The sequence below is a fragment of the Luteibacter aegosomatis genome (assembly GCF_023078455.1).
GTDB lineage: Bacteria > Pseudomonadota > Gammaproteobacteria > Xanthomonadales > Rhodanobacteraceae > Luteibacter > Luteibacter aegosomatis.
The window spans coordinates 3545547-3569977 of the sequence record NZ_CP095740.1; the positions used below are offsets into that span (position 1 = coordinate 3545547).

The 24431-nt window shown below is 62.8% G+C and carries 19 protein-coding genes; 8 read left to right on the plus strand and 11 right to left on the minus strand.

The genetic code is table 11. The features are described from left to right. Positions 1 to 10: 10 nt before the first annotated feature. Positions 11 to 1504: a type VI secretion system contractile sheath large subunit gene (gene tssC / locus L2Y94_RS15955; protein ID WP_247368808.1), complete on the minus strand. Its 1494-nt coding sequence runs from the start codon at positions 1502 to 1504 to the stop codon at positions 11 to 13. A 3-nt stretch (positions 1505 to 1507) separates the two neighbouring features. After that, entirely contained in the window at positions 1508 to 2023 is a 516-nt protein-coding gene (gene tssB, locus L2Y94_RS15960) for a type VI secretion system contractile sheath small subunit (RefSeq protein WP_247368811.1), read from the minus strand. Positions 2024 to 2292: 269 nt separating this feature from the next. On the opposite strand from tssB, the gene L2Y94_RS15965 reads away from it, so the two are divergent. The 3 genes from L2Y94_RS15965 to L2Y94_RS15975 all read left to right on the plus strand — a co-directional run bounded on the left by L2Y94_RS15965 (position 2293) and on the right by L2Y94_RS15975 (position 7256). Next, the gene (locus L2Y94_RS15965) at positions 2293 to 3315 is read left to right on the plus strand and encodes a magnesium and cobalt transport protein CorA (RefSeq protein WP_247368813.1); all 1023 of its coding nucleotides are present in this window, start codon (positions 2293 to 2295) and stop codon (positions 3313 to 3315) included. A gap of 21 nt (positions 3316 to 3336) precedes the next feature. Then, positions 3337 to 5022 (plus strand): dihydroxyacetone kinase family protein, encoded by a 1686-nt coding sequence (locus tag L2Y94_RS15970; RefSeq protein WP_247368816.1) that lies wholly within the window; start codon positions 3337 to 3339, stop codon positions 5020 to 5022. Positions 5023 to 5330: 308 nt separating this feature from the next. Continuing rightward, complete coding sequence (locus tag L2Y94_RS15975; protein WP_247368831.1) at positions 5331 to 7256, plus strand: hypothetical protein; 1926 nt, start codon at positions 5331 to 5333, stop codon at positions 7254 to 7256. Between the two features lie 82 nt (positions 7257 to 7338). Here L2Y94_RS15975 and L2Y94_RS15980 read toward each other — a convergent pair whose 3' ends face one another. After that, on the minus strand, positions 7339 to 9420 hold the full coding sequence (locus tag L2Y94_RS15980) for an alpha/beta hydrolase family protein (RefSeq protein WP_247368863.1): 2082 nt from the start codon (positions 9418 to 9420) through the stop codon (positions 7339 to 7341). Positions 9421 to 9837: 417 nt separating this feature from the next. Between L2Y94_RS15980 and L2Y94_RS15985 the strand changes: the two genes are divergently transcribed. The 5 genes from L2Y94_RS15985 (at position 9838) to L2Y94_RS16010 (ending at position 16155) form a co-directional block, all read left to right on the plus strand. Next, positions 9838 to 10254, plus strand: a complete 417-nt coding sequence (locus L2Y94_RS15985) for a pilin (protein WP_247368866.1) — start codon at positions 9838 to 9840, stop codon at positions 10252 to 10254. 72 nt (positions 10255 to 10326) lie between these two features. Further along, the gene (locus tag L2Y94_RS15990) at positions 10327 to 12273 is read left to right on the plus strand and encodes a hypothetical protein (RefSeq protein ID WP_247368869.1); all 1947 of its coding nucleotides are present in this window, start codon (positions 10327 to 10329) and stop codon (positions 12271 to 12273) included. A 119-nt stretch (positions 12274 to 12392) separates the two neighbouring features. Further along, positions 12393 to 12833: a pilin gene (locus tag L2Y94_RS16000; RefSeq protein ID WP_283248495.1), complete on the plus strand. Its 441-nt coding sequence runs from the start codon at positions 12393 to 12395 to the stop codon at positions 12831 to 12833. A gap of 167 nt (positions 12834 to 13000) precedes the next feature. Beyond that, positions 13001 to 14908, plus strand: coding sequence for a hypothetical protein (locus L2Y94_RS16005; protein ID WP_247368871.1), 1908 nt, complete (start codon positions 13001 to 13003; stop codon positions 14906 to 14908). Continuing rightward, positions 14908 to 16155 (plus strand): oligosaccharide flippase family protein, encoded by a 1248-nt coding sequence (locus L2Y94_RS16010; protein WP_247368889.1) that lies wholly within the window; start codon positions 14908 to 14910, stop codon positions 16153 to 16155. Before L2Y94_RS16005 ends, L2Y94_RS16010 begins: the two co-directional genes overlap by 1 nt. Here L2Y94_RS16010 and L2Y94_RS16015 read toward each other — a convergent pair. The 8 genes from L2Y94_RS16015 to L2Y94_RS16050 form a co-directional block, all read right to left on the minus strand. Next, a complete protein-coding gene (locus L2Y94_RS16015; RefSeq protein ID WP_247368892.1) occupies positions 16111 to 17001 on the minus strand; it encodes a glycosyltransferase in 891 nt (296 codons plus the stop codon). The two genes, L2Y94_RS16010 and L2Y94_RS16015, sit on opposite strands and share 45 nt — an antisense overlap. Continuing rightward, positions 16998 to 17801 carry a class I SAM-dependent methyltransferase gene (locus L2Y94_RS16020; RefSeq protein ID WP_247368894.1) on the minus strand — a complete coding sequence of 268 codons (804 nt, stop codon included), beginning with the start codon at positions 17799 to 17801 and terminating at the stop codon, positions 16998 to 17000. Before L2Y94_RS16020 ends, L2Y94_RS16015 begins: the two co-directional genes overlap by 4 nt. Positions 17802 to 18025: 224 nt before the next feature. Next, positions 18026 to 19018, minus strand: a complete 993-nt coding sequence (locus L2Y94_RS16025; protein WP_247368897.1) for a glycosyltransferase family 4 protein — start codon at positions 19016 to 19018, stop codon at positions 18026 to 18028. Between the two features lie 26 nt (positions 19019 to 19044). After that, positions 19045 to 20202, minus strand: coding sequence for a glycosyltransferase family 4 protein (locus L2Y94_RS16030; protein WP_247368900.1), 1158 nt, complete (start codon positions 20200 to 20202; stop codon positions 19045 to 19047). A gap of 10 nt (positions 20203 to 20212) precedes the next feature. Further along, positions 20213 to 20935 (minus strand): class I SAM-dependent methyltransferase, encoded by a 723-nt coding sequence (locus L2Y94_RS16035; protein ID WP_247368911.1) that lies wholly within the window; start codon positions 20933 to 20935, stop codon positions 20213 to 20215. Further along, a complete protein-coding gene (locus L2Y94_RS16040) occupies positions 20932 to 21804 on the minus strand; it encodes a glycosyltransferase family 2 protein (RefSeq protein ID WP_247368914.1) in 873 nt (290 codons plus the stop codon). Before L2Y94_RS16040 ends, L2Y94_RS16035 begins: the two co-directional genes overlap by 4 nt. Further along, entirely contained in the window at positions 21801 to 22970 is a 1170-nt protein-coding gene (locus L2Y94_RS16045; protein ID WP_247368916.1) for a hypothetical protein, read from the minus strand. Before L2Y94_RS16045 ends, L2Y94_RS16040 begins: the two co-directional genes overlap by 4 nt. Further along, positions 22945 to 24342, minus strand: a complete 1398-nt coding sequence (locus L2Y94_RS16050) for an MBOAT family O-acyltransferase (protein WP_247375289.1) — start codon at positions 24340 to 24342, stop codon at positions 22945 to 22947. The genes L2Y94_RS16045 and L2Y94_RS16050 overlap by 26 nt, the downstream gene beginning before the upstream one ends. Between the last annotated feature and the right edge of the window lie 89 nt (positions 24343 to 24431).

The window sequence follows — 24431 nt, forward strand, 5'->3', positions numbered from 1 at the left end:
GGGAAAGGGATCAGGCGGCCTTGCCGGAAGGCAGGCGGGCGACCAGGCGCAGCGAGACGGTGAGGCCTTCGAGCTGGTAGTGCGGCTTGAGGTAGAACTTGGAGGTGTAGTAACCGGGATTGCCCTCCACCTCCTCCACCACCACCTGCGCGGCGGCGAGCGGCTTGCGCGCCTTGCTCTCCTCGCTGGAGTTCTGCGGATCGCCGTCGACGTAGTTGAGGATCCAGTCGCTGAGCCAGCTTTCCATCTGTTCGCGGGTGCTGAACGAACCGATCTTGTCCCGCACGATGCACTTGAGGTAGTGCGCGAAGCGCGAGCAGGCGAACATGTACGGCAGGCGGGCGCTCAGCGCGGCGTTGGCCGTGGCGTCCGGATCGTCGTATTCCTCCGGTCGCGCCAGCGACTGGGCGCCGATGAAAGCCGCCACGTCGGAGTTCTTGCGATGCACCAGCGGCATCAGGCCCATCTTGTCGAGCTCGGCCGAGCGGCGGTCGGTGATGGCGATTTCCGTCGGGCACTTCATGTCCACGCCGCCGTCGTCGGTGGGGAACGTGTGCGCCGGCAGGTTCTCGACCGCGCCGCCGGACTCCACGCCGCGAATGCGCGTGCACCAGCCGTACTGTTTGAACGAACGGTTGATGTTCACGCCAAGCGCGTAGGCCGCGTTCTGCCAGGTGTATTTCGACGAATCCGCGCCGGAGGTGTCTTCCTCGAAATCGAACTCCTCCACCGGATCGGACTTGGCGCCGTACGGCAGGCGCGACAGCGTGCGCGGCATGGCGAGGGCGACGTACTTGGCGTCGTCGCTGTCGCGCAGCGAGCGCCAGCCGGCGTAGTCGGGCGTGGTGTAGATCTTGGCCAGGTCGCGCGGGTTGGACAGCTCGTCCCAGTTGTCCATGCCCAGCAGGTGCGGCGCGGCCGCGGCGATGAACGGCGCGTGCGCGGCGGCGGCGATCTGCGACATGCCGCGCAGCAGTTCGACGTCCTGCGGACTGTGGTCGAAGTAGTAGTCGCCCACCAGGCAACCGTACGGTTCGCCGCCGAGCTGGCCGTATTCCTCTTCGTAGATCTTCTTGAAGATCGGGCTCTGGTCCCACGCCGTGCCCTTGTAGCGCTTGAGCGTACGGCCCAGCTCGTTCTTGGACAGGTTCATCACCCGGATCTTGAGCTGGTTGTCGGTTTCGGTATTCGTCACCAGGTGGTGCAGGCCGCGCCACGCGCCTTCCAGTTGCTGGAACTGCGGGTGGTGCATGATGAGGTTGATCTGCTCGGACAGCTTGCGGTCGATCTCGGCGATGTAGGCGTTGATCGTCTGCGTGACGTCGTCGGAAACGATGTCCGAACGGTCGAGCACCTGCTCGGCCAACGTGCGCACGGCCGATTCCACTTCCTCGCGGGCGCGTTCGCTCTTGGGACGGAATTCCTTCGAAAGCAGCGCGGCGAAATCGTTGCCTTCGCCGAACTCGACGGCCGCCTGGGCGGCCTGGGTCTGGGTGGTGGCCATCGATCAGCCCTCCTTGCCGTCGGTGGAGGGATGGCGCGCCGACGTCAGGGACGCCAGCAGCGCCGGGTCCTTGATGGCCTGGCCGATCAGTTTCTCCGCCCCGGCCTTGCCGTCGAGGTAGGTGCCGAGGTTGGCCAGCTGCATGCGCGCCTCGAGCAGCTTCGCCAGCGGTTCGACGCTGCGCGCCACGGCGGCGGGCGAGAAATCGTCCATCTGCCGGAACGACATCTCGACCATCAGGTTGCCCTCGCCCGACAGGGTGTTGGGCACGTCGAAGGACACCGACGGGGCAATGGACGTCATGCGCGCGTCGAAGTTGTCCACGTCGAATTCCGTCGCCTTGCGCTCCTCCACCGAGGGCAGGTCGTCCTTGTTGGCGCCGGAGAGGTCGGCCATCACGCCCATGGTGAAGGGGATGCTGACCTTCTTCTGGGCGCCGTAGAGCTCGACGTCGTATTCGATCTGCACCCGAGGGGCGCGATTGCGCGCGATGAACTTCTGGCCGTTGCTGTTCGCCATCGTTTTTTCCTGAGGTTACGATAGATTCAGTAAATCGATGTGACAGCAATATTTCATGCCATCAATCGAGGCGACATTGTCGGCCAGCCCCAGAAACACCTGAAATCGTTGCTCGATATAGGAGGTATAACGACGCGTGATACCCGGAGGTGCAACTTTTGGCCCCATCGGGACGACTTACGCGCGGGAGCGCGGACCGGGTCCACAAGACCTTGCGATTCGCCCGGCGCGCATTGCCGCGTGATGGCGGCCCCGTCATGATTCGGTCCATGACTTCCCTGCCGCTTATCCCCGAGCCCACGCCTGTCCCGCCCGCGAACGGCATGATCGTCAACTGCGTGGCCTACCGCAGCAACGGCGAGCGCATCGGCGACATCACCCTCGACGCCATCAGCGACGTGCTGCAGGAACCCGATACCTTCGTGTGGGTGGGCCTGCACGAGCCCGACGAGGCGTTGCTGCTCAAGCTCCAGGAAGAATTCGATCTCCACGACCTCGCCATCGAGGACGCGCAGCACGCGCACCAGCGCACCAAGATCGAAGCCTATGGCGACTCGCTGTTCATCGTGGCGCAGACCGCGCAGCTGGTCGGCGGCAACATCGCCTTCGGCGAAACGCAGATCTTCGTGGGACGCCGCTATTTCGTGACGGTGCGCCACGGCGCGTCGCTCTCCTACGCCCCCGCCCGGCGCAGCTGCGAGCTGACGCCCGAGTTGCTCGCCATGGGGCCCAGCTACGCGCTGTATGCCGTGCTCGACTTCATCGTCGACAATTTCCTGCCGATCGTGCGCGATTTCAGGGAAGAACTGCACGAGCTGGAGAACGACATCTTCGCCGAGACGTATAACCGGCAGACCATCAAGCGGCTGTACGACATGCAGCGCGAACTGATGACGCTGCGTCTGGCGGTGGTACCGTTGCAGGACATCGTGGCGCAACTCACGCGACTGCATCCGCACCTGATCCACGACGAGCTTCGCGCCTATTTCCGCGACATCTACGACCACGTGTTCCGCGTGAACGAATCGATCTCGGCCATGCGCGAAATGCTCGGCGCGGCGATCAGCGTCAACCTGTCGCTGGTCACGTTCGGCCAGAACGAGGTGATGAAAAAGCTCGCGGGCTGGGCGGCCATGCTCGCCGCGCCCACGCTCATCACCAGCTGGTACGGCATGAATTTCACCCACATGCCGGAGCTGAACCAACCCTGGGCCTACCCCGCCATCACCTGCGTGGTGGCCTGCATCGTCGGCGGCATCTTCATCGCCCTGAAGAAGAACCGCTGGTTCTAACCCACTTTTAGAGACCGCCCCATGAAGAAGCTGATCAACGATCCCCGCCACGTGGTCCGCGAGATGCTCGAAGGGGCCGTCGCGCGCACGCCGGGACAGGTGCTGCTGTCCGACGAGAACGTGGTGGCGCGGAGGGATTTCGACGGTTCGCGGTTCGTCGCGCCGATCTCCGGCGGTGGCGCGGGGCACGAGCCCGCGCACGCGGGCTACGTCGGCGCCGGCATGCTCGCCGCCGCGGTAGCGGGCGACGTCTTCACGTCGCCCAGCGTCGATGCCGTGCTGGCCGCGCTGCGCGCCGTGGGCGGCGGCGCGGGCGCCGTCCTCATCGTGAAGAACTACACGGGCGACCGTCTCAATTTCGGCCTCGCCGCCGAGATGGCCCGCGCCGAAGGCATTCCCGTGGAGATCGTCACCGTAGCCGACGACGTGGCCCTGCGCGATACGGTGCCGCGCGACCGTCGTCGCGGCATCGCGGGCACCGTGCTCGTGCACAAGGTGGCCGGCGCGGCTGCCGCCGCGGGCAAGCACGTGGCCGACGTGGCCGCCCTCGCCCGTCGCGCCGTGGAAGGGCTGGGCTCGATGGGCGTGGCGCTGGGCTCGTGCACCGTGCCCGCCGTGGGCCATCCCGGCTTCGACCTTGGCGACGACGAGATCGAATACGGCCTGGGCATCCATGGCGAACCCGGCGTGCGACGCGGGCGCATCGATACCTGCGACGTGCTGGTGGCGGGCATGCTCGAGCCCATCGTTGCAGACCTCCACCTGGCGCGCGGCCAGCGCGTGGCCTTGCTGGTCAACGGCCTCGGCGCCACCCCGCCGATGGAACTGGACATCGTGCTGCGCTCGGCGCTCGGCTGGCTACGCGGGCGGGGGATCGACGTGGTGCGCGCATGGAGCGGCTCGCAACTCACGGCGCTGGACATGCCCGGCTGTTCGCTGTCGGTGATGAAGGTGGACGACGAGCTGCTCGCCCTGCTCGACGCCCCCTCCGATGCGCCGTCGTGGCCACGCGGCGGCGCGGTCAATACGGATCCCATTCGTCACATGCCCCCTAAGGCCGTGACCGACTCGCCGGGTGGTGCGCCCTCCCCCGCCGGGTTACGCATACGCGATGCCGCCTTCGCCGCGGCGAAGGCACTCGTCGCGGCCGAAGACGAACTCACCGAACTCGATGGCAAGGCCGGTGACGGCGACCTCGGCGCGAGCATGCGCCGCGGTTCGGAGGCCGTGCTCGCGCTGGGCGACGGGACATGGCGTTCACCGGAACATGCGCTGCGTGCGATGGCGGACGCGATGCGCCGGGCCATCGGCGGCAGCTCGGGACCGTTCTACGCCACCGCGTTGACGCGCGCCGCCCGCGAACTGGCCGGCAAGGACGAGCCCTCGGCACGCGACTGGCACGCAGCCTTCGTCGCGGCGATCCAGGCCATCGGCGAGCTCGGCGGGGCAAAGCCGGGGGATCGCACGATGCTCGATGCATTGCATCCCGCTGCGCAGGCGCTGGGCCGTGAGCTTGAGGCCGGACGGCCGCTGTCCCTGATGCTCGCCGCCATGGTCGAGGCGGCCTCCGAGGGCGCCGAGGCGACCGCGGCCATGGAGGCCCGCGCCGGTCGGGCGAGTTATCTCGGAGACCGCGCGGCGGGGATCCCCGACGGGGGCGCGGTGGCGGTGACGGTGTGGTTGGGAGCCGTGGCTTCCAGCTTCTGATTCGTGGGCCGAGAGCCGACAAGGTTCCGCCCGGTGCCCGACGCATCGCCGTAGGCACCGGCCTTCGCCGGTGCGAACAGGCATCTAAAGAGCCACCGGGCGCATAGCGATACCAGCGATGCTCGATCGTGATTTTCGCCCCGTTGGTCTTGAGAATTCGAGACAAAGGCAAACTAACGCATTTCTCCCGGGCGGAAGACATCCTCCGTTCCTGCACCACCAACTTCGCCTCCTAGATGGCATCCTTATGCTCCGCGGTAGGCAGAGTGTCTGATGCCAAGGGACGACAGGGGTTGAAAGGACATTACATGAACAATGCGTGGGCCATAACGGGCCGCTGGGTCGGCATCTTGGCCGCCGTATTTGGCATCGTTTGCGGATTACTGATCATCGTTCCCTTTAACCCGGTCATGCCGGCCCTGAACCTCGACAGCGCCTGGGCAGCAGCCTCGAACGCGGCGGTCGAGCGCGGGCTGGCCTTCGGCCGGGACTTCATTTTCACGTTCGGGCCCTATGCGTCGGTCTATACGCGCATGTACTCACCTGGAACCGATCGGCTGATGCTGTTGGCCTCGCTGTTTCTCGCGAGTACAACACTCATGGCACTCCTAGTCTCGGTACCGCCAAGCCGACGAGCCTGGCTCGTCGCGCTTCCTATTCTGATAGCCATGCCAGGGATGCATGACGCTTTCCTGCTTTGTACACCGTGGCTACTCGTGCTGCTGGTAGCACATGACAAAGCGCCGTACCGTACGAGTCGGCTTCTACTCGTACATGCGATGGTCGCAGCCTGTGCGCTGCTTCTTCTCATCAAGGGCAGCACCTCCGTATCGTCCGTGGCATGCGTGGCCATCGCCGCGCTCGTGGTGCATCAGCGCCACCGGCTACAACTTCTGCTGCTTCCCGGCGCGTTCGTACTCTACATGGTGACCTTCTGGTACATCAGCGGCCAGTCGATCAACGCGCTCCCGGATTATTTGCTCAACCAAGGCAACATCATTGAGGGCTACAGCGATGCCATGAGTATGGATGGCCGCTGGCTCAACGTACCCTGCATCGCCTTGGCATGCGTCCTTTCCATCGCCGTCGTCATTCGTGGAGAAAGATGTCATCGTTGGGCCGTCATCACGGCCACGGCACTCACGCTATTCATCGGATTCAAGGCCGGCATGGTGCGTCAGGATAGCCATGCCATGATCGCGGCAGCCACGGTACTCACGGTTAGCTCGTATGCGGCCTTCTTAGGTATCGACTTCAAGGGGCATACAGCCGCCCTGCTCGCGATTCTCCTTTCCGCGATGGTCATTGGGGGATACGAAAGCATGTCGTTTGGCGACATTCTTCGAAGAACGGCATCCGCCGTAACCGATTCGTATACCATGGCACTCGAAAGATGCCGTGGCTCGGGCAAGCTGGAAGGACAATTTCTCGACGCAACCTCGGCCATACACGACGTAATCCCCATCCCGGCGGATGGACTCTCTGCCGACCTATACACCACCGATATTTCAGCGGTGATTTTCAGTGGAGAGCGGTGGTTTCCCCGCCCCATCATTCAGAGCTACTCGTCCTATACGCCCTCGCTAATCCAACGCAACGTGGATCACCTGAAAGAGGGTGGCCCTGATCGGGTGTACTGGAAGGTCTATTCCATAGACAGGCGCTATCCATCGCTCGACGACGGAGCAAGCTGGCGTTGGCTGCTCGGGAGCTACCGGCCGATGCGGCTTATGGGACATTATCTGGTGCTTGAGAACTCGCGGCACCCGGCGGCGTTGCCGCTTGGGCCGGAAGTCGTGCATGACCGCGTCGCTTTGGGTGTCGCGGTAGCGATTCCGGGGACGGGGCCATCTTGGGCGTCTATCCGGCTCCGACCTTCTTTCGCCGGTCAGTTGCTCGGCATCCTGTACAAGCGTCCCAGCGTCCGCATGGTCGTGCGATACGCGAGCGGAACCACAAGGGAATTTCGGATGGTACCAGGTATGATGGAAACCGGTTTTCTTCTGTCGCCCACCGTCAATACGACAGCGGAGCTTACCGACCTGTGGACAGCGGGTTTTGGCACCATCCCGCCCAACCGCGTTCCCGTAGCCATTACGCTCGACGTTCCAGATGGCTCGACCTGGTTCCAGGATCGCTACGAACTGATCGTCAACAAGCTCGCCATTCCCTTGGCCTCCAGCCTTGTGAGTGCATCGGAGCGGGCATGCGGAACAGCCGCATGCCCTCTCTAGTTCGGACACATTCGAATCAGGGGATCAAGACGAAAACGGCGATCATGTGATCGCCGTTTTCTTGTCCGTCAACCAACGCGTCTTATTTCGCCGTCCACTGCTTCAACCACGCATTTACCGTCTCGTGCCACTGCACGCTGTTCTGTGGCTTCAGCACCCAATGGTTCTCGTCGGGGAAGTGCAGCAGCTTGCTCGGAATGCCGCGACGCTGCAGCGCCGTGAACGCGCCCAGGCCCTGCGTATCCGGAATGCGGAAATCATGGCCGCTGTGGATCACCAGCATCGGCACGCGCCAGTCCTTCACATGGTTGACCGGATTGAAGCGCTCGTAGTTCTCCGGATGTTCGAACTGCGTGCCGCCGTTCTCCTTCTCCTCGAACCAGAGTTCTTCCGTGTCGTAATACATCGCGCGCGCATCGAACACGCCGTCGTGGTCCACGAAGCACTTCCACGGCTGGTTCCACACGCCGGCCATCCAGTAGACCATGTAGCCGCCGTAGCTCGCGCCGAGCGCGCACGCGCGGTCGCCGTCGAGGAACTTGTACTTCGTCAGCGCCGCGTTCCAGCCCTGCTTCAGGTCCTGCAACGGCTTGCCGCCCCAGTCGCCCGAGATGGATTCGGTGAAGGCCTGGCCGTAGCCGGTGGAACCGTGGAAGTTCACCGTGACCACCGCGAAGCCCTGGCCCGCGTAGGTCTGCGCATTCCAGCGATAGCTCCAGCTATTGGTCATCGCACCCTGCGGGCCGCCGTGGATGATGAAGGCCACCGGGTAGGTCTGGCCCTTCTTGAAGCCCACCGGCTTCACCACGTAGCCCTGCACGGTTTCGTTGTTCCAACCCTTGAAGGTGAAGAACTCGAAATCGCCGACCTGGGCGTTCTTCAGGCGCTTGGCGTTGTAGTGCGTGACCTGCTTGAGGCCCTTGCCCTTCAGGTCGGCGGTATAGAGATCGGCGGGGCGCTTCAGATCGTCGCGAGAAAGCAGGACTTTGGACCCGCTCATCGAGAAGCCGCCCACGGCACCGTCGGTGACCAGGGTGGTGGCCTTGCCGGTGGCGACGTCGATGGCGACGAGCGGATGCTGGCCATTGTCGTCGGTGGTGGTGTAGAGCGTCTTGCCGTCGGCCGACAGTTGGAGCGCGCCCGCCGAGCGGTCCCACGAGGGGGCCACTTCGCGGCGCGTACCGGAAGCCAGATCAAGGGCCATGATGCCGAAGCGGTCGGCCTCCGAGCCCGGCTCCTTCATGGCCGTGTAGAACAGGGTCCTGCCATCGGGCGATACCAGCGGATTGGCATCCCAGGCGAGGTTGTCGGCGGTGAGGTTCACCGGCGTGGCTGAGCCGTCGGCCGGCACGCTGTACACGTCGAAATTGGTCGACCAGGGTTCGGTCTTCCCGGCGATGCGGGCGTCGAAATAGACCGTCTTGCCGTCCGGCGAGAAGGTGAACTCGTCGTCGCCACCGAAGGGCTTGCTGGGCACGTCGCCGTCGATGCCGCGGCTGAGCAGCACCGGTTGCGAGGGCGCGTTGGCGTCGGCGATGAAGAGCTGCGAGCGTCGGCCGTCCGCCCAGGTATCCCAGTGGCGCACGAAGAGCTTGTCGTAGACCGTACCGGTGGACTTGTCCTTCTCGCGCCCGTCGAGGCGCTCCTTGGTGCAGGCCAGGTCGGGGCAATCGGTGAACACCTCGTAGCTCAGCAGCAGCTTCGAGCCGTCGGGCGAGAGCTTGAAGGCGTTCACGTCCAGGGGGGCGTCGGTCACGGCCTCGCCGGCGGCGACCGTCAACGCCAGGCCCTTGCCGCCCTTGCCGGCATCGAAGGCCCGGTGGAACACCTGCGAAACACCGTCTTTCGCGGCCGCATAGTAGATGGACTTGCCGTCCGGCGACCAGCGCGGCGAAGAGCCCTTCTCCACCACCTTCACCGGCTGCGTGGAGCCGGACAGGTCGAGCACGTAGAGGGCCGTGGAGCCCTTGTTCGCCGCGTAATCCGTCGAGCGGACGGAATACAGCGCATAGCGGCCATCCGGCGAGAGTTGCGGATCGCCGACGCGATCCAGCATCACGAGGTCGCGGATGGAGAAGGGGTGCTTGCTGCCTTCGTCCGCGTCCGCGGCCAGGACGGGGCCGGCGGCCAGCGCGAGGGCCAGCGCGGCGAATAGGGGTTTCATGGGGCGTAACTCCTTGCGGGAACTGCCGGGCACGGTACGGGGCGGTGACCCGGCACGCAAGCATGGGGCCATATACCTCGGCTTATTTGACATCGCGTGTTTGCCAATGGACGCATTACGTCATAGTGTGACGTGCAAGGTCAGAATGCGCTGCGTGGCTGTGACCGACTCTGCAATTGTGGATTGTCGCGGCTTGTCAATTTTCCGGCCCCATGCAAAATCAGCTCGCCCACCGTGTGGGCTGGCCGTCCTAGCTGAATGGCACGCTACGTGCTTTCCTGGGGCAGAGCGTCCTGGTCAGTCCTCGTACTCGTGATGAGGGGGCCGGATCCGCCCGGTTATGGACAGATTCGGCACTGAAAGCTCAGGGGCATCACAACAATGCGGTTAGCCAATACCAAATAACGAGGAAGCTTCATGAAGACCATCCAGAAGGGTTTCACGCTCATCGAACTGATGATCGTCGTCGCGATCATCGCCATCCTGGCCGCCATCGCCATTCCGCAATACCAGAACTACGTAAAGCGCGCCAAGGTGTCGGAAGGCCTCGTGCTCGCCGATGCGGCCAAGCTAGCCGTGGCGGAGACGTTCCAGTCCAAGGGCACGATGCCCACGAGCGCCTCGGATGCGGGCTACACCGCAACGACCAGCACGTACGTCACCTCCATCGGCATTACCGGCGGCACCGGTGTCATTACCGTCGTTTACAAGAACATCGGCACGGGCGTGGATACGAAGAACATCGTTCTTACGCCGACCACCACCACTGGCGTGATCACCTGGAAGTGCACTGGCAGCCTGAATGCACAGTTCCTCCCGGCGAATTGCCGCTGATCGCTTAGTTGTTATGAGATGAAGAGCCCCGCTTCGCGGGGCTCTTCTTTTTTCCACGCCATCCATTATTTCATGATCGAAACCATCGAGCGCCAGCGCATCACACGCGTTCTCGTCCTCGCGGGCATCGCTGCCGTCACCCTGTTCGTTTACGCAGGTGGCCTGCACGGCCCATTCCTGATAGATGACGTACCGAACCTCGATACGATCAGCCGATGGATCGAGGGGCGGCTCAATTGGCGATCCGCGATCGACAATCGTTCCGGGCCGCTGGGGCGATCGGTATCGATGCTGACGTTCCTGTTGGATGCTGCACGCAGTGGAGCAATGCAGCCGGAGACGTTCAAGACCACCAACGTCATTATCCACATCGCCTGCGGCATCCTCATATATACGCTATGCAGGCAGTTGTTCCGACGCTTCGACGCGACTCGGAACATTGCATCCTCTTCCGCAATCTTCGTGACGGCATGGTGGCTCTTCCTGCCGCTCCATGTCAGCACAGTGCTTTACGTCGTGCAGCGTATGGCGCAGTTGAGCGCCCTCTTCATCCTACTGGCACTGGTCGCTTATATTGCCATCCGACAGTGGATGGAACGTCGACCCGGCTTCGTTCCGCATCTGGTCTTATGGACCGCTTTCCCAGCGATCGTCGCCCTCGGTGCGTTCGCTAAGGAAAATGCAGTTCTGGCGTTCCCTTTGGCCCTATTGATCGAAGCCGTCGCCTTCGATCCGAGGACGTACCACGCGTCGCGTCCTCGAGCTGTCGCGGCGTTTTTCGTATTGACCGTTGGCCTGCCATGCCTACTTGTGGCGGGCTGGATCGCCACTCATCCGACGACTCTGACTGCCGGTTACCAGATACGCCCATTTACCCTCACCGAGCGCCTGCTGACCGAGCCGCGCGTCTTGTGGTCGTACATCAAGACAATGATCCTGCCGGTCGGCGAGGACATGGGACTTTTCCACGACAACTACCCTATTTCGACCGGCTGGCTTTCTCCGGGGACCACGCTTGTCGCTATCGTGGCATGGGGCGCAGTGGTCGGGTTAGCCTTCGCCAGCCGACGTCGACAACCACTGATTTTCCTCGGCATCGGCTTCTTCCTTATCGGACACCTACTCGAATCGTCGGCCATCGCGCTCGAGATCTACTTCGAACATCGCAACTATCTCCCCGACCTGGGCATCCTCATCGCCAGCGTGGGCGTAGCTCGCGCGCTCTGGTCGAAGTACCCCGCCCCGACGCCGACCTTTCGACGGATCGTCATACTGATCTTGCCTTTGATGTTGGCCATCTACGCCGCCGCCACCTGGGTGCAGGCGGGTAACTGGGGAGATGCGGATACGCTGTTCGGTCTGCAGGAGTCGTACAACCCGACGTCCCCGCGCCTGCAAGCCGTTTTGGCCGCGCGCGCGGTATCGAGGCAGCAGACAGACTCCGCGCTGGCGCACATCGACCTCGCCGAGCGCTTCGGCCCGGCCAACGAAGGCATGAACTCGACCATCTGGCGGATCATCGCCTACTGCAGCGCCGGCAAGCCTGTCCCCGAGCCCATCTACGAGCAGTTCGAACAGCGAACCGGCTTCCCTATCACTCTCAACGCCATGCGTTATTGGGAACAGCTGGCCGTGCTTGCCGAAAACGGCTGTCCCGACGCGAAACGCATGGCTGCGGCAGGCCGCCGCTGGATCGGCCATGACGCCAATCCAGCAACCTCGCAATTCAAGTGGCGCTCGCTGTACAACCTGGCACGCATGGAGGCGGCGGCGGGCAACCTTGAACGGGCCGCGACGGACGTGGACACGGCGTGGATCGACAGCGATCACAACAATGGCATCGGTGTGCTCGCATTCCAACTGAATGCCAGCCTCGGCCGACGGAAGGCATGCGAAGACATCCTCGCCGTGCTACGAAAGAATCGCGACCCCGGCAACGCGGATCTTACCCAGGCCGTCGATCTTTTCACGAAGGCCCTGGCGGATGGGACGATCAAAGCGGCGTCGAAAAGCGAATAACGTCGCACTTCATGAAAGTCCCTCCGGTGAAGGATCTGCCGCGGGGAACAATGGCACGGTCAGTGCTAGCGATGGTGCGACGCAACGGGGGCACGCCCCCAGCAACCCGAAGGGGAACCATGAAGCAGCATAGCCACGGTTTCACGCTCATCGAGCTGATGATCGTCGTCGCCATCATCGCGGTTCTCGCCGCCGTAGCAATTCCCCAGTACCAAAGCTATGTCAAGCGCGCAAAGATCTCCGAGGGACTGGTGCTGGCCGACGCTGCGAAGCTCGCGGTGACCGAATCGCTCCAGGCCAAGGGCAAGTATCCCAGCGGCAACCAGGAGGCCGGATATACGCCGGCGTCGAGCACCTACGTCAGCGGCGTGACCATCGCCGCCAACGGCACCGGCGTGGTCACGATTACTTACAGGAACATCGATCCGGCGGCCGTCGACGGCAAGTCCATCACGCTGACGCCCACCACTCGGTCGGAGGCTCAGGTGTTCCAGTGGGATTGCGCCGTGGGCGCGGGAGGCATCGACAAGCAGTACGTTCCGACACCCTGCAGGCATTGAAACTACGCGCCCAGGCCAGGGAGTCACAGGTGTTACCATCTCGACTGTTTCCAGAGCTGTGAAGGGACGCCTTGAGCGACCGTACGCCCGCCCCGCGAGGCACGCCGCCTTCGGCACCCCCCGTTTCCCGGAATAGTCGGGGCCGCCGCTGGCCGGAAGTGATTCGGATGGCTGCCCTACTGGCCATCCTCACTGCGGTGACCGTCGCGATTTACCTTCCCGGCCTGGGGGGCGGGTTCGTTTTCGACGACTATCCGAACATCGTCGACAACCCGATGGTGCAGCCAGCCCATGCCACCCTGGCAGAACTAACCTCGGCGGCCTTGTCATCCCCTGCCAGCGAGTTGAAACGCCCGCTGGCCTCGCTCAGTTTCGCGGCAAATTTCCTGGCCACCGGGCTCGATGCCTCCGCCATGAAGGCCACGAACATCGGCTTGCACGTCCTCAATGGATGGCTGGTTTTTTTTCTGTGCCGGAGACTGCTTCGAGTCGTGCGGCCTGGCGAGCGCAGCCTCACCCGAGACGTTACGGCATCGGCGATCGCTCTGGCCTGGCTGGTCGCGCCCATCAATCTCACGGCCGTGCTCTACGTCGTGCAGCGCATGGAGAGCATCGCGAACCTGTTCGTGATCGCCGGCCTCATCGGCTACCTGAAAATACGCATCCGCCCTGGCTTCGGCGTACACGCTACCCTACTCTGCGCGACATGGCTCATCGCCTGCACAGGAGTCGGCTTGCTCGCGAAAGAAACAGCCGTTCTCCTGCCGCTCTACGCCCTGTGCGTAGAAGCCGTGATCTTTCGCTTCGGTGCGAACCAACCCGGCATGCGCCGACGCATCGGCATCATGTATACGCTGATTCTCGGCCTGCCATTCGTTACCGGCACGGCATGGATGCTTCCTCGGCTGCTCGATCCCGCGGCATGGGCGACGCGCAACTTCACCCTCGCCACGCGATTGCTCAGCGAGCCGCGCGTCATTCTCGACTACCTCGCGTGGACCATCGTTCCCACGCCATCGGCGTTGTCGTTCTATCACGACGATTTCGAGGCCAGCACCAGCCTGTTCCAGCCATGGACGACACTTGCCTCCATGTTCGGTCTCGCGTTGCTCTGCCTGGGTGCATGGAGGATCCGTCGAGCCGCCCCCCTTGGATCGCTCGGCATCCTATGGTTCCTTGCGTGCCAAACGCTGACCGGCACTATATTGCCCATTGAACTGGTCTACGAACACCGAAACTACTTCGCCAGCGTGGGTGTGGCTTTGGCCCTGGCAGAGACATTCAGATGGACGGCCGTTTCGAAGGATTCCACGCGACTCCGCCTCGTCACGATGCTTTCGGCGGCCGGGCTCTTCGCCTGGTCCATGGCAGTGACTTTCGCTACATCGAACGCCTGGGGTGATCCGTTATCGCTTGCCGAGGAACTCGGGCGCCGGGGGTTGAATTCGCACCGCGCGCAGTACGAACTCGGCCGTGCCTACATCATCGCATCACGCTATGAAGCCAGCTCGCCGTACATCGCCAAGGCCATACCTCCTCTGGAAGCGGCGGCTGCCATGCCAGGAGCTTCCGTACTCGCCGAGCAGGCATTGATCTTCGTGCACGCGCGCGCTGGCCTGCCCGTTCGGGACACCTGGTGGGCTTCGATGGATACGAAGCTTCACGCCCGGCCAGCGACCGTGCAGGACGAAAGCTCACTTGGTGCCCTCGCTCAATGCCTCCGCCAAGGCGCCTGCCATTTCGAGGCTGGAAACCTGCGCGACGCATTCGACGCCGCCATGGATCAGCCCAACCCATCGGCCAGGCTCTGTGCGATGTACAGTGACTTCGCAGCCTCATCGCTTCACGACGAAACACTCGCGCTGCGCCTGTCCAAGGCGGCGGTGGAAAAAGCTCCCGGCGAGCCCGTTTATCGCATCAGTCTTGCCCGCCGAGCCCTGAACGCGCATGATTCCGAGCTTGCTCGCGAACAGATCGAGGCACTGCGGAGAGTCAACTTCGCCGGCAGGCTCGATGCCGATATCGCTTCGCTGGAGCGTGACGCCCAATCGACCAAACGGGCTGGATATCCGTAATGGTCGTTCATCGCCTCCTGCGTGGACGCCTTGCACGGAATACGTCCCTGTCGCTTCTCTGGCAACTCGCCCGCGTAGGCGCGCAGGCACTATGGTTACTGGCCCTCGCTCGCAAGATCGGGCCCGACGGATACGGAACCTTCGCCGGCGTCGCGGGGCTGGCCACGTTCCTAGGAGCCTTCAGTGGACTGGGCCTAGGGCTACTCCTGCTTCGGGCCGTGGCCCGCGATCCGTCACTGCTCGGCGCCTATTGGCATAAGGGAATTCGCTGGACCATCGGCAGTGGCATCGCGATCGCCCTCGCCTTTCTCGCCATCTCGCTCGCTGCCGCCCGTAACGACGCTAGCTTACCGGCATTGCTGGCAATCGGTGCCTCCGAGGTGGTCCTCTTTCCCCTCGTGTCGCTCTGCGCGTTTGCATTCAATGCCCATGAACGATCCGGTTTCGCCGCCGGACTACCCGCGCTGACTGCGCTCATTCGCCTCGTGGGCGTCACGATATTCCTCGTTTCACCACTGCCGGCCACAATCGCGACCTATAGCTTCGTGCATCTGGCGACGACGTTAGTGGCGGCGAGCGCAGCCGTCGCCATCACGCAGACGATACTGCGACCCGGCCCCGCCGTCGGCCGAGTCACCCGAAGCGAGCTCGTCGACGGCGCGGGCTATTCGACGGTGTGGGCGGTAACCAACGCCCTCGGCTCGCTGGACAAGACCCTGGTGTTGCATCTGGCAGGCGGAACAGTCGCCGGCCTTTACGCGTCGGCCTATCGCCTGACCATGGTCTTCACCCTACCAATCGATGCGCTGGCCATGTCGTCTCTTCCGCGGGTGTTCCGCCATGATAGCGATCCCGCCGCAGGCCGCAGGCTCGTCGGCAGGATGTTCGTCGTTGGACTTGGCTTCAGCCTCGTCGCTGCCCTCTTGCTCCATCTGTCGGCCGGCATTTTGCCCTGGCTGCTAGGCCCGTCGTTTGCCGGAGCCGTATCCGCTGCACGCACGCTCGTCTGGTTGCTTCCGGCCTATTCGCTGAGGTTGCTCGGTAGCAACACCCTCCTGGGCCTCGACGGCCAGTGGCTGCGGCTCGCGATCGAGTCGCTCGGCGTGCTCCTGCTCTGCCTGACGGCCTGGTGGTTCGTTTCACTCGGAGGACTGCAGGGATCTGCTCGGATGATCGTGACGACCGAGGGATGCCTGGCGCTGCTAACGTGGTGCGTGGTCGGCTGGCGTCTTCGCGCGCGCTCGTAGGGCGGCACGGCCGATCCGTACCCCGTCGACCAACCCTCTCAACGGAATCCACGAACGGTAGCGCATGGCGCGGAGCATCGCCCGGAGAGGCAGGAAAACCAGGCGCCCCGACACATGGAGGACGAGCCGGGCCGGGGTTTCCGCCAGCCGCCAAGCTAGGATGACGTGCGCGGCGACGGTGTGCGTTTCATAGAAGAGCGTATTGAAACCCGATCCTCCCGACCCCTCGTGCACCACGACGGCATCCAGCACCTGCATGACACGGCGCCCCTCGCGGCGTAGGCGTGCGGACAATTCGACGTCTTCTCCGTACATGAAAAAGGTCTCATCGAAAAGATCGGCCTTCACTTCCGCGACGGCGAGAAGAAGGCAACAGCCGCTTGCGTAAGGCATGCCTCCCTGCAAACTGCCTTGTGAAAGGCGCCCGGTGGCCGGGTGGTAACGAACAAGCGACTGAAACTTGCCCCCCTGGAAGATACGCGGATAAACCATCGCCACGTCCGGATGATTGTCCAGGGCACGACCGAGCGCTCCGAGCGCTCCTGCTTCAACCACCGCATCGTTGTTAACCAGCAACACGCGGCCTTTCCATCCTTCGTCACGCAATAGCGCGATGGCCTCGTTAACCCCTGCGGCGAAACCCAGATTCCTGTTCCCGCCGACGATTCGCACGCGCGCATCGCCATCGAATGCGGTGCGCAGCGTTCCTGCACTCGCGCCGTCGTCGTCCGAGTTATCGAAAATCATGACCCGTGATACGCCCTCGGCCAATAGCGATACCACGCAGGCAATGGTACGTAATGGCCCGCGGTATTCGAGCGTAATCGCTGCTACGGGCGTAATCACGCCGGCTTTCTCGCGGTAACGACAAGTTCTTCGCCAGCACATGGTGAAAATGTCGCGAGCAGGTCGACCCACCAGGCGGGAAGGCGCCGCACGAGTACGCCGCGACGTTCAGCAGCATGCTTCGACTGGTCCAGGATGTAGCGCGCCCCTCGTCCGCGACGGTGGAAACGGATGTCCTGGTAGCCGGCGCGTTCGAGTAAGGCCCGCAATGCCCTCGCGGTAAACACGACGTTGTGGCGGGGCACCTCGAGGCCTCGCCAATCGGCTCCGTATCTGCGACGCCCCAGGCTCTCAGCATTGGGGGTAGCCAACCACAGCAAACCTCCATCTACCATCAGATCGAACGCCAGACGCAAGGCGGCGTAGGGGTCGGGCACGTGCTCGATGACGTGCGACATGGTTATGGCGTCGAAAACATGGGAAGAACTGAACGTATCAAGGGTTGCCGTCGTCACCTCGCAACCCGAAAGTCGCGCGATCGCAGCAGCCGCCTCGTCGGGTTCGATGCCTTGCGCATGCCAACCCGCGCGAATGACGCGAGACAGGAAAGTACCGTTTCCGCAACCCACGTCGAGCAGCGAGCCGGCCGCGCTCGGAAGGTGACGGAGAAAGTAATCCAGTTGCTGTCGCAAAGGCGGAATGGAGCGGAATAACCACCAACCTGCGGAAAGCGCATGCTCAGAACGATAACCGAAGCGACCCCAAAGATATCCACCGATGAGACGACCGATCAGCGAACCGCTTGATACGCCATCGTCCGACCGTTCGGCCTCATGCGTGTAATAGCTGTGATAAGCCAATCCCAGGCCGCGCCCCCACGGACGGGGATCGAGAAACAGGGACTCGCACGAACCACATCGGTAAAGGTTCCACCGGCCTGGCGCACCACTGAAAGCATCGTAGACACCGGAGTAGTCCGGCGTGTCCGATGCAAGACCTCCGCACGCAGGGCAGGCCTCCACCCTCTCCAAGGCATCGAGCGGCCACTCAGCCGATGGCGGGCCTTTCGAAAGCAAGGACGTCGTCACGGCGAAAGTACCGATGCGTATAACGCCAGATAGGCGTCGATGCCACGCTCTACGGGAAACACGCTTTCGGCACGCGATCGCCCCGCTTGCCCCATACGCTTCCGGAGTGAAGGATCCGCGGCTAACTCGAGAGCACGTCGATGCAAGCCGTCGATGTCGTCGACTGGGAGTAGAAAGCCGGATATTCCATCTTCCACGATCTCCTCGATCGAACCGCAGGCAAATCCGAGCACCGGTTTGCCGCATGCCATGCCTTCCAGCGCAGCATAACCGAAGCCCTCGTAGCGTGATGGAACGAATACCACGTCGCAGCTGCGATACGCCTCGACGAGCTCCTCGCGCGATAATCGGCCCGTAAGCCTCAAGTTGGTGGGGAGATCCGCCACTTTCTCTCCGCGCAAGCCGCCCGTGCAGACGAATTCCGCCGAGCCGCACATGCGTCGCGCAAGTTCCACCACCAAGTCGAAACCCTTTCGACGCGAGGTATTTCCAACGAAGAACATCCTAAGAGGCGTCCCGGGCGCCACGCGGGCTGGCATGGGCCTGAACTCTTCGAGATCTACCCAAAGCGGAATCGCCGTCGGCCTGACGCGGGGACAAGCCGAGACGATGCTCGCCGCGACGAAGGCACTAGGGGTCGCTAGTGCATCGGCCGCGCGCATCGAACGACGCGACGCACGCCCGGTAACCATTTGGTGATAGACATGTTGAAGAGCCGACTTGTAAGGGCGATAGGCCGGGTCGAGCACGTAGTGATGCTCGGTGACTACCAGAGGCAATCCGTGATGGCGGAACGGAAAAGCGTTCAATCCATTCGCGTGGATGATGTCCGCGCTGGGAGGCGCCTTCACTCTCGATAGAAGACCGGGGAATCCCTCGTAAGCGCGGCCGAACCAGTCAACCGTAACGGTCACGCCTCGGCGCCTCAGGCCCGCGGCGAGACGCTCGACGAACACGTCGGATCCGCTATTACCTTTGACATTGGGCATCCAAACGTGGAGCCTTCCGCCGGCACTCACTCGGGACTCCCGGGAACGAACTGGCTCCGAAGCGCCTCATCGAAAATACGCCAATCAAACCGAGCCGCGAACTCCCGACATGACGCAGCCACCGACGACTTGTCTTCCACTCGTTGCAGCAACCGCTGGACAAGGCCCGCATAATCTCCCGCCATGACCAGCGAACCGCTACGCGGATCGTTGACAGCGTCGGGAATGCCGCCCACGGCGAACGCGACCGTCGGAACGCCATGCGCAGCCGCTTCGATGGCGACCATTCCGAAGCCTTCCACGTCACCAGACACGTCAAGACCCGGAAAGACGTGTACGGAGGCAGCCTCAAATGCCGCCCGCAGGGTAGACTCAGAGACTGGCCCCAACATATGGACCGATTCATCCACACCTGCACGGAGCGCAGCATCCATGATGCGCTGACGCTGCCCGACGCCTGAAGCGTTCAGCGCATCGGGCGCCTCGTCGCCTATCACCACGAGGCGGATGTCTGCACGCTTCGCCAGTAACGAAGGCATGGCGTGCTCAACGAATTCAGCCAGCCCCTTTCGACGCGTCAGCCTGCCGACGGACAGGATAAGCGGACCGTCTCCCAACTCGTGCGATGCCCTGAACCTGGAAGACGATGAGACTCGTGAATCGCTGGGGGCGGGCATCGCGACGCCCGGGAACACGATGCATATGCGCTTCTCGTCGACTCCTTCCATGATCGCGAGCTTCCGTGTATTTCTGCTGTTGACCAAACAACGATTCATGCGGCGGATCGCGGGCAGCCACAAAGCTCGGTACAAGCGGCTATCGACGACGATATCCAACCCATGCAGGTAGACCGCGCGGCGCGCACCCGAAAGCCACCCCGCAAGCAGAACGACGGGAGCGACTAGACCACTGCCTCCGAGTATCCAACGCGGTTTTCCTGTCAGCGCTCGAAACGTACCGACGATGGCCGCCCAAACGAGAAACATCGCCACACCCGGCCACGGACAACAGACCAACCGTACCAACGATGTATGGTCCAGCCGACTGCCCTTGGGGGCCATGACGGTTACGTGATGGTCTTCGGCGAGTGCGTTGGCCATCTGCGCATTGAGACGCTCCATGCCCCCGCGCAGGGGAGGAAGATTTCGCGTAATCAAGAGTAAGCCAGGGGTCGATGCAGCCATGGGAGCACGCTTACGGCGCACGCCGCGTACAAAAGTGATACACCTGGTATTGCCAGGACAACGGCCAGACGGCCAGGGCGATTGCCTGTATCGCCCGTAGCGGCCACCCGAGCGGCTTGCCCAGGGTAATCCACTTGATGCTCAACGGATGGAGGTCAGGCAGTCGCCGGGTGACTTCCAGGCCACTCGACGTGAACAAAGCGGTCCATGCGTCAAGGGAAAGCACGTCTTCCTTGATGCGAGCCTGTTGCGTTCCGGAATACAAGCCCAGGCGCCGGGTCAGAAAGCCAGAATTCGGCACGAGAAGGATGAAGGTCGCGCCGGGACGCGCCACTCGAAGCATTTCACCCAGCGCAGCCGGCTTATCCACGAAGTGCTCAAGCGAGCCCATGCAGGTGACGACATCGAAGCTTGCATCCTTGAACGGAAGCGCTTCGGCCGCTCCGACGTGGAAATCCCCGTCGAGATAGCGGAAGCGACAGGCTTCGACAGCCCGCACCGATAGATCGATGCCACTGATGCTGGACGCTCCTCGTGAGCGGAAATATCCGAGCCATTCACCCAACCCGCAAGCGACGTCAAGAACGGCCTTGCCGCGGATGTCGCCCACCAAGGCCGCAACCTTGCGGGAATGCCAAGGCAGTCCGCCATCTTTCAGGCTCCCCCCGTAGTATTCTTCGTCATAGAAGCGACGAATTTGCTCCATCTCGCCGCTCTCGTGCGCCTGCTTCATCGAAATCGCCCCCCGAGATCAGTCGGCCGATATGTCAACGACGTGATCTGTTCTGAGATCAGGCCGATAAGAAAGACGATGACCGATGCGCTCCACATGAGCGCGCTGCCATTGGTAAGGCGGCCGCCGTGGGCAAATGTCCACGCGTAGTTGAGGCAGCCAAGCAGGAAGAAGACCAGGCTGATGGGAAAGAAGAGTTTAAGCGGCGAATAGAGCGTCGCGATCTTGAAGATGATCAGCAGGAAACGAATACCATCCTTCAGCGGCTTGATATGACTTCTGCCTATTCGCTGCGCGGCCTTGATAGGTTCATACGCCACACCGTATGCGCTACGGAAGAATGCCATGGTGCTGGTGGTCGGATAGGAAAACCCATTGGGTAGCAGATGCAGGAATTCGCGGAAACGATGGGCATGCACTACCCGAAAACCAGACGTGAGGTCGGCCACCACCTGTCCGGTCATCTTGCTGGCGAGCCAGTTGTAAACGGAATTGGCGATACCACGGCCGACGCCAGCCTGACTTTCCCAGTCACGCGCGCCCACCACCATGTCGTATCCCTCGTCCAGGCGGGCCACCAAGCGAGCGATATCCATGGGATCGTGTTGCCCGTCTCCATCCATGAAGACGAGGACGTCCCCCTTTGCCACCCGCGCGCCGCGCTTGATGGCCGCACCATTGCCCATCGAATAGGGAGACGACAGGCAGATGACTCCCGCCGCCGCGCAAGTCTGGCGCGTTGCGTCCGTCGAGCCGTCGTCTACCACGATGATTTCGGCATCCGGCTGCGCCTGCATCAAACGCGGCAACAGCGCCGCAAGCGCAGCAGCCTCGTTCTTTGCGGGAATAACTACAGTCAGTCGTGTCACGGGGCATGCTCCAGGGACGCGGGCGACGGCGCGGACCGCGCCGCCCGGGGCACGACATCGGCGTTACCGCCCTTCAAAAGGGGCATAGCGTGGACCAGATCGCGAGTGAATGCCACCCGGTCTCGTTGGTCGAGGTGCGATCCGTCTGGACAGATCAGATCTCTCATGGTCGGAACATCGGCGTAGTTCAGAGAGGGAGTCCCCACCGCCTTGACGAAAGGCGCCCAGTAGGCCGCACGGGGGAACGAGCGCTCGTCGGCGGCCCTTACGAGGCCGCTGCGCGGAAACACCATGAAGATCACGCGGCCACCCCGCGCCTCGATTCGCCTGACCATACCGGCGATAACTTGGCTATTGGCCTCGAAATTCGGCAGAGATGCCGTCGGCAGGGCTTCTATCCGCCTCGCCAGCAGCGCATTGAGGGTAGCCCAGTCCGGCGCATCCGGCGCTTGCGTCATGCCCGCGTTGCGCAGCACGCGAGCGAAATAGAACTGCGGCATCTGCACCTTCGTATAATCCGCTAACCGTTCGCGATCGGGGAGCGTCACCAGGTACTGCTGCGTGGCGTTGATATCCAGGGCGCGCAGCATCAATGAGTCAAACGGAGTAGCTCCGTCGGCGAAACTGCGCATATGGCCGCGCAAGAACGAAGAAAGCCAAGCTTCTGTGTTCGCGAAGTCCGGGATTGTTTCGTGCAGGCGCTCGTGCTTCCACGCCGCGACGTAGACGTCAGCGGCGTCCTTTCGGTCGAAATGACCCACTATGTGATCCTGGTATTCGACCAGGATCGTTCCCGTGACCTTGTCGTCGTCAGCCAGATCGGCGAGCACGGGCACGAACGAACTGCCGTCGATGGCCAACTGCACCGGTTCCTTGCCGGTCATCTCGCGCAGAGTATCGATATCGACGTCAAGCTGGATGCGAGAAGCACCCACGAGCACGAGGGCGCGATTGCCGAGACGATTAACCCGGGCGCGCTCCCCCGCCCACAGCGAGGGCGAATCGACAACGGTCGCCATGAAACCATGAGACGCGAGCCACGCCTCCAGACCGGCCACAGCCAGCAGGGCGAGTGCGAGCGCGGCCAGCAACGGCTGCAGCCAACGGCCGCCGGGTATATAGCGCCGGGTGAGGTGGATGTCAGAATTGGAAGTAGATGAACGCACGTTCGTCGCCCCCGGATGCCAGGAAAAGACCGATCAGGCAGACTGCGGCGATGGCCGCGCGGCCTCCTTCAGGCGCGCGAGCCAGCCATTCGTCGAGTGAGCTGTCGCGATGGCGCCATTGCCAGGCGAACATAATGAGGGCCGCGGCAAGGGCCACCACTTGGGCGACCGACCCACCCTCGATCCGAGTGAATCCTTTCAAGAACGCCCAGGCGATGTCAGGAGTTGCCGCCCGGAACGGAACCCAGGCCACGCAAACCAAGAGGAACGTCACGATGGTCAGAAGGGCGTCCGCACCACGCCACGTCAGCGCGGGCCAACGTTTCCGCCACGCCCGCTCGACCACGAGAAACAGGCCGTGCAGACCGCCCCAGGCCACGAACATCCAGGAGGCACCGTGCCAGAGCCCTCCCAGCAGCATGGTTAGCATAAGATTCCGAGAAGTGGCCCAGGCACCGCCACGGCTGCCACCCAGGGGTATATAGAGATAATCGCGCAACCATGTCGACAGGGAGATGTGCCAGCGACGCCAGAAATCCGAGAAGCCCCGAGCCCCGTAGGGAAAACGGAAGTTATCGGGAAAGGCGAAGCCGAAGCACAATGCCAGGCCGATCGCGCAGAGCGAATAACCGCCGAAGTCGAAGTAGATCTGACCCGCAAAGCCAAAGAACGCTGCCAGCGTTGGCACGAGGCCATGCGTGCCCGCGCCTGCATAAACCATGTCCACCACCGGTGCGAAGAGGCGATCGGCGAACACCGATTTGCAGAACAGCCCTATCAGCACGAGCACGAGGCCATAGGCCGCCTGGTCGGCCGTCGGCAGGGTCGGTTTTTCCAGTTGGGGAAGCAGTGCCCTCGCCCGGACGATAGGGCCAGCTACCAGATGCGGGAAGAAGGCCACGAACAGCGCATAGTCACGCAGATCTGTACGTCCATCGATCTCCCCGCGATAGACGTCGATCGTGTAAGAGAGCGACGCGAAGGTATAGAACGAGATGCCCACGGGAAGCACGATGTCCCAACCCGGGGGCGCGTAGGCGATGCCCATCAGTCCCAGCAGACTCTGCGTGTTGGCGAGTACGAATCCGCCGTACTTGAAAAAGCCTAGCAGGCCGAGGTTAGCCACCAGGCTCACCAGCAAGAGAATTTTGCGCCTCCCCACATGATCCGTGGCAGCAATTCGCCGCGCCAACCACCAGTCAAGAGTGGTCGAGAAGGCCAGAATGACCACGTAGGCTGGATTCCAAGCGGCATAGAAGACATAGCTTGCCGCTAATAAGAAGCCCTTGCGCCAGCCCCAACGAGGAAGCAAAAGGTAAACCGGGAACACGACCGCAAAAAAGACTAGAAAAGTCAGTGAGTTGAATAGCACCAATAATCCCCTGCAATGTGCTTCGTTGCGTTGGCGCCGGAGGCCGCCCCCTCCGGGGCATGCGGCGACAGAATGATAACGGAACCCCG

Bases quoted from the DNA above. Each gene is read 5' to 3' on its own strand.
- L2Y94_RS16010 (WP_247368889.1), top strand. From the start codon at position 14,908: ATGGTCGTTCATCGCCTCCTGCGTGGACGCCTTGCACGGAATACGTCC.
- L2Y94_RS15990 (WP_247368869.1), top strand. From the start codon at position 10,327: ATGATCGAAACCATCGAGCGCCAGCGCATCACACGCGTTCTCGTCCTC.
- tssC (WP_247368808.1), bottom strand. From the start codon at position 1,504: ATGGCCACCACCCAGACCCAGGCCGCCCAGGCGGCCGTCGAGTTCGGC.
- L2Y94_RS16025 (WP_247368897.1), bottom strand. From the start codon at position 19,018: ATGCCCAATGTCAAAGGTAATAGCGGATCCGACGTGTTCGTCGAGCGT.
- L2Y94_RS16005 (WP_247368871.1), top strand. From the start codon at position 13,001: ATGGCTGCCCTACTGGCCATCCTCACTGCGGTGACCGTCGCGATTTAC.
- L2Y94_RS15970 (WP_247368816.1), top strand. From the start codon at position 3,337: ATGAAGAAGCTGATCAACGATCCCCGCCACGTGGTCCGCGAGATGCTC.
- L2Y94_RS15975 (WP_247368831.1), top strand. From the start codon at position 5,331: ATGAACAATGCGTGGGCCATAACGGGCCGCTGGGTCGGCATCTTGGCC.
- L2Y94_RS15965 (WP_247368813.1), top strand. From the start codon at position 2,293: ATGACTTCCCTGCCGCTTATCCCCGAGCCCACGCCTGTCCCGCCCGCG.
- L2Y94_RS16000 (WP_283248495.1), top strand. From the start codon at position 12,393: ATGAAGCAGCATAGCCACGGTTTCACGCTCATCGAGCTGATGATCGTC.
- L2Y94_RS16035 (WP_247368911.1), bottom strand. From the start codon at position 20,935: ATGAAGCAGGCGCACGAGAGCGGCGAGATGGAGCAAATTCGTCGCTTC.
- tssB (WP_247368811.1), bottom strand. From the start codon at position 2,023: ATGGCGAACAGCAACGGCCAGAAGTTCATCGCGCGCAATCGCGCCCCT.
- L2Y94_RS15980 (WP_247368863.1), bottom strand. From the start codon at position 9,420: ATGAAACCCCTATTCGCCGCGCTGGCCCTCGCGCTGGCCGCCGGCCCC.
- L2Y94_RS15985 (WP_247368866.1), top strand. From the start codon at position 9,838: ATGAAGACCATCCAGAAGGGTTTCACGCTCATCGAACTGATGATCGTC.
- L2Y94_RS16030 (WP_247368900.1), bottom strand. From the start codon at position 20,202: ATGGCTGCATCGACCCCTGGCTTACTCTTGATTACGCGAAATCTTCCT.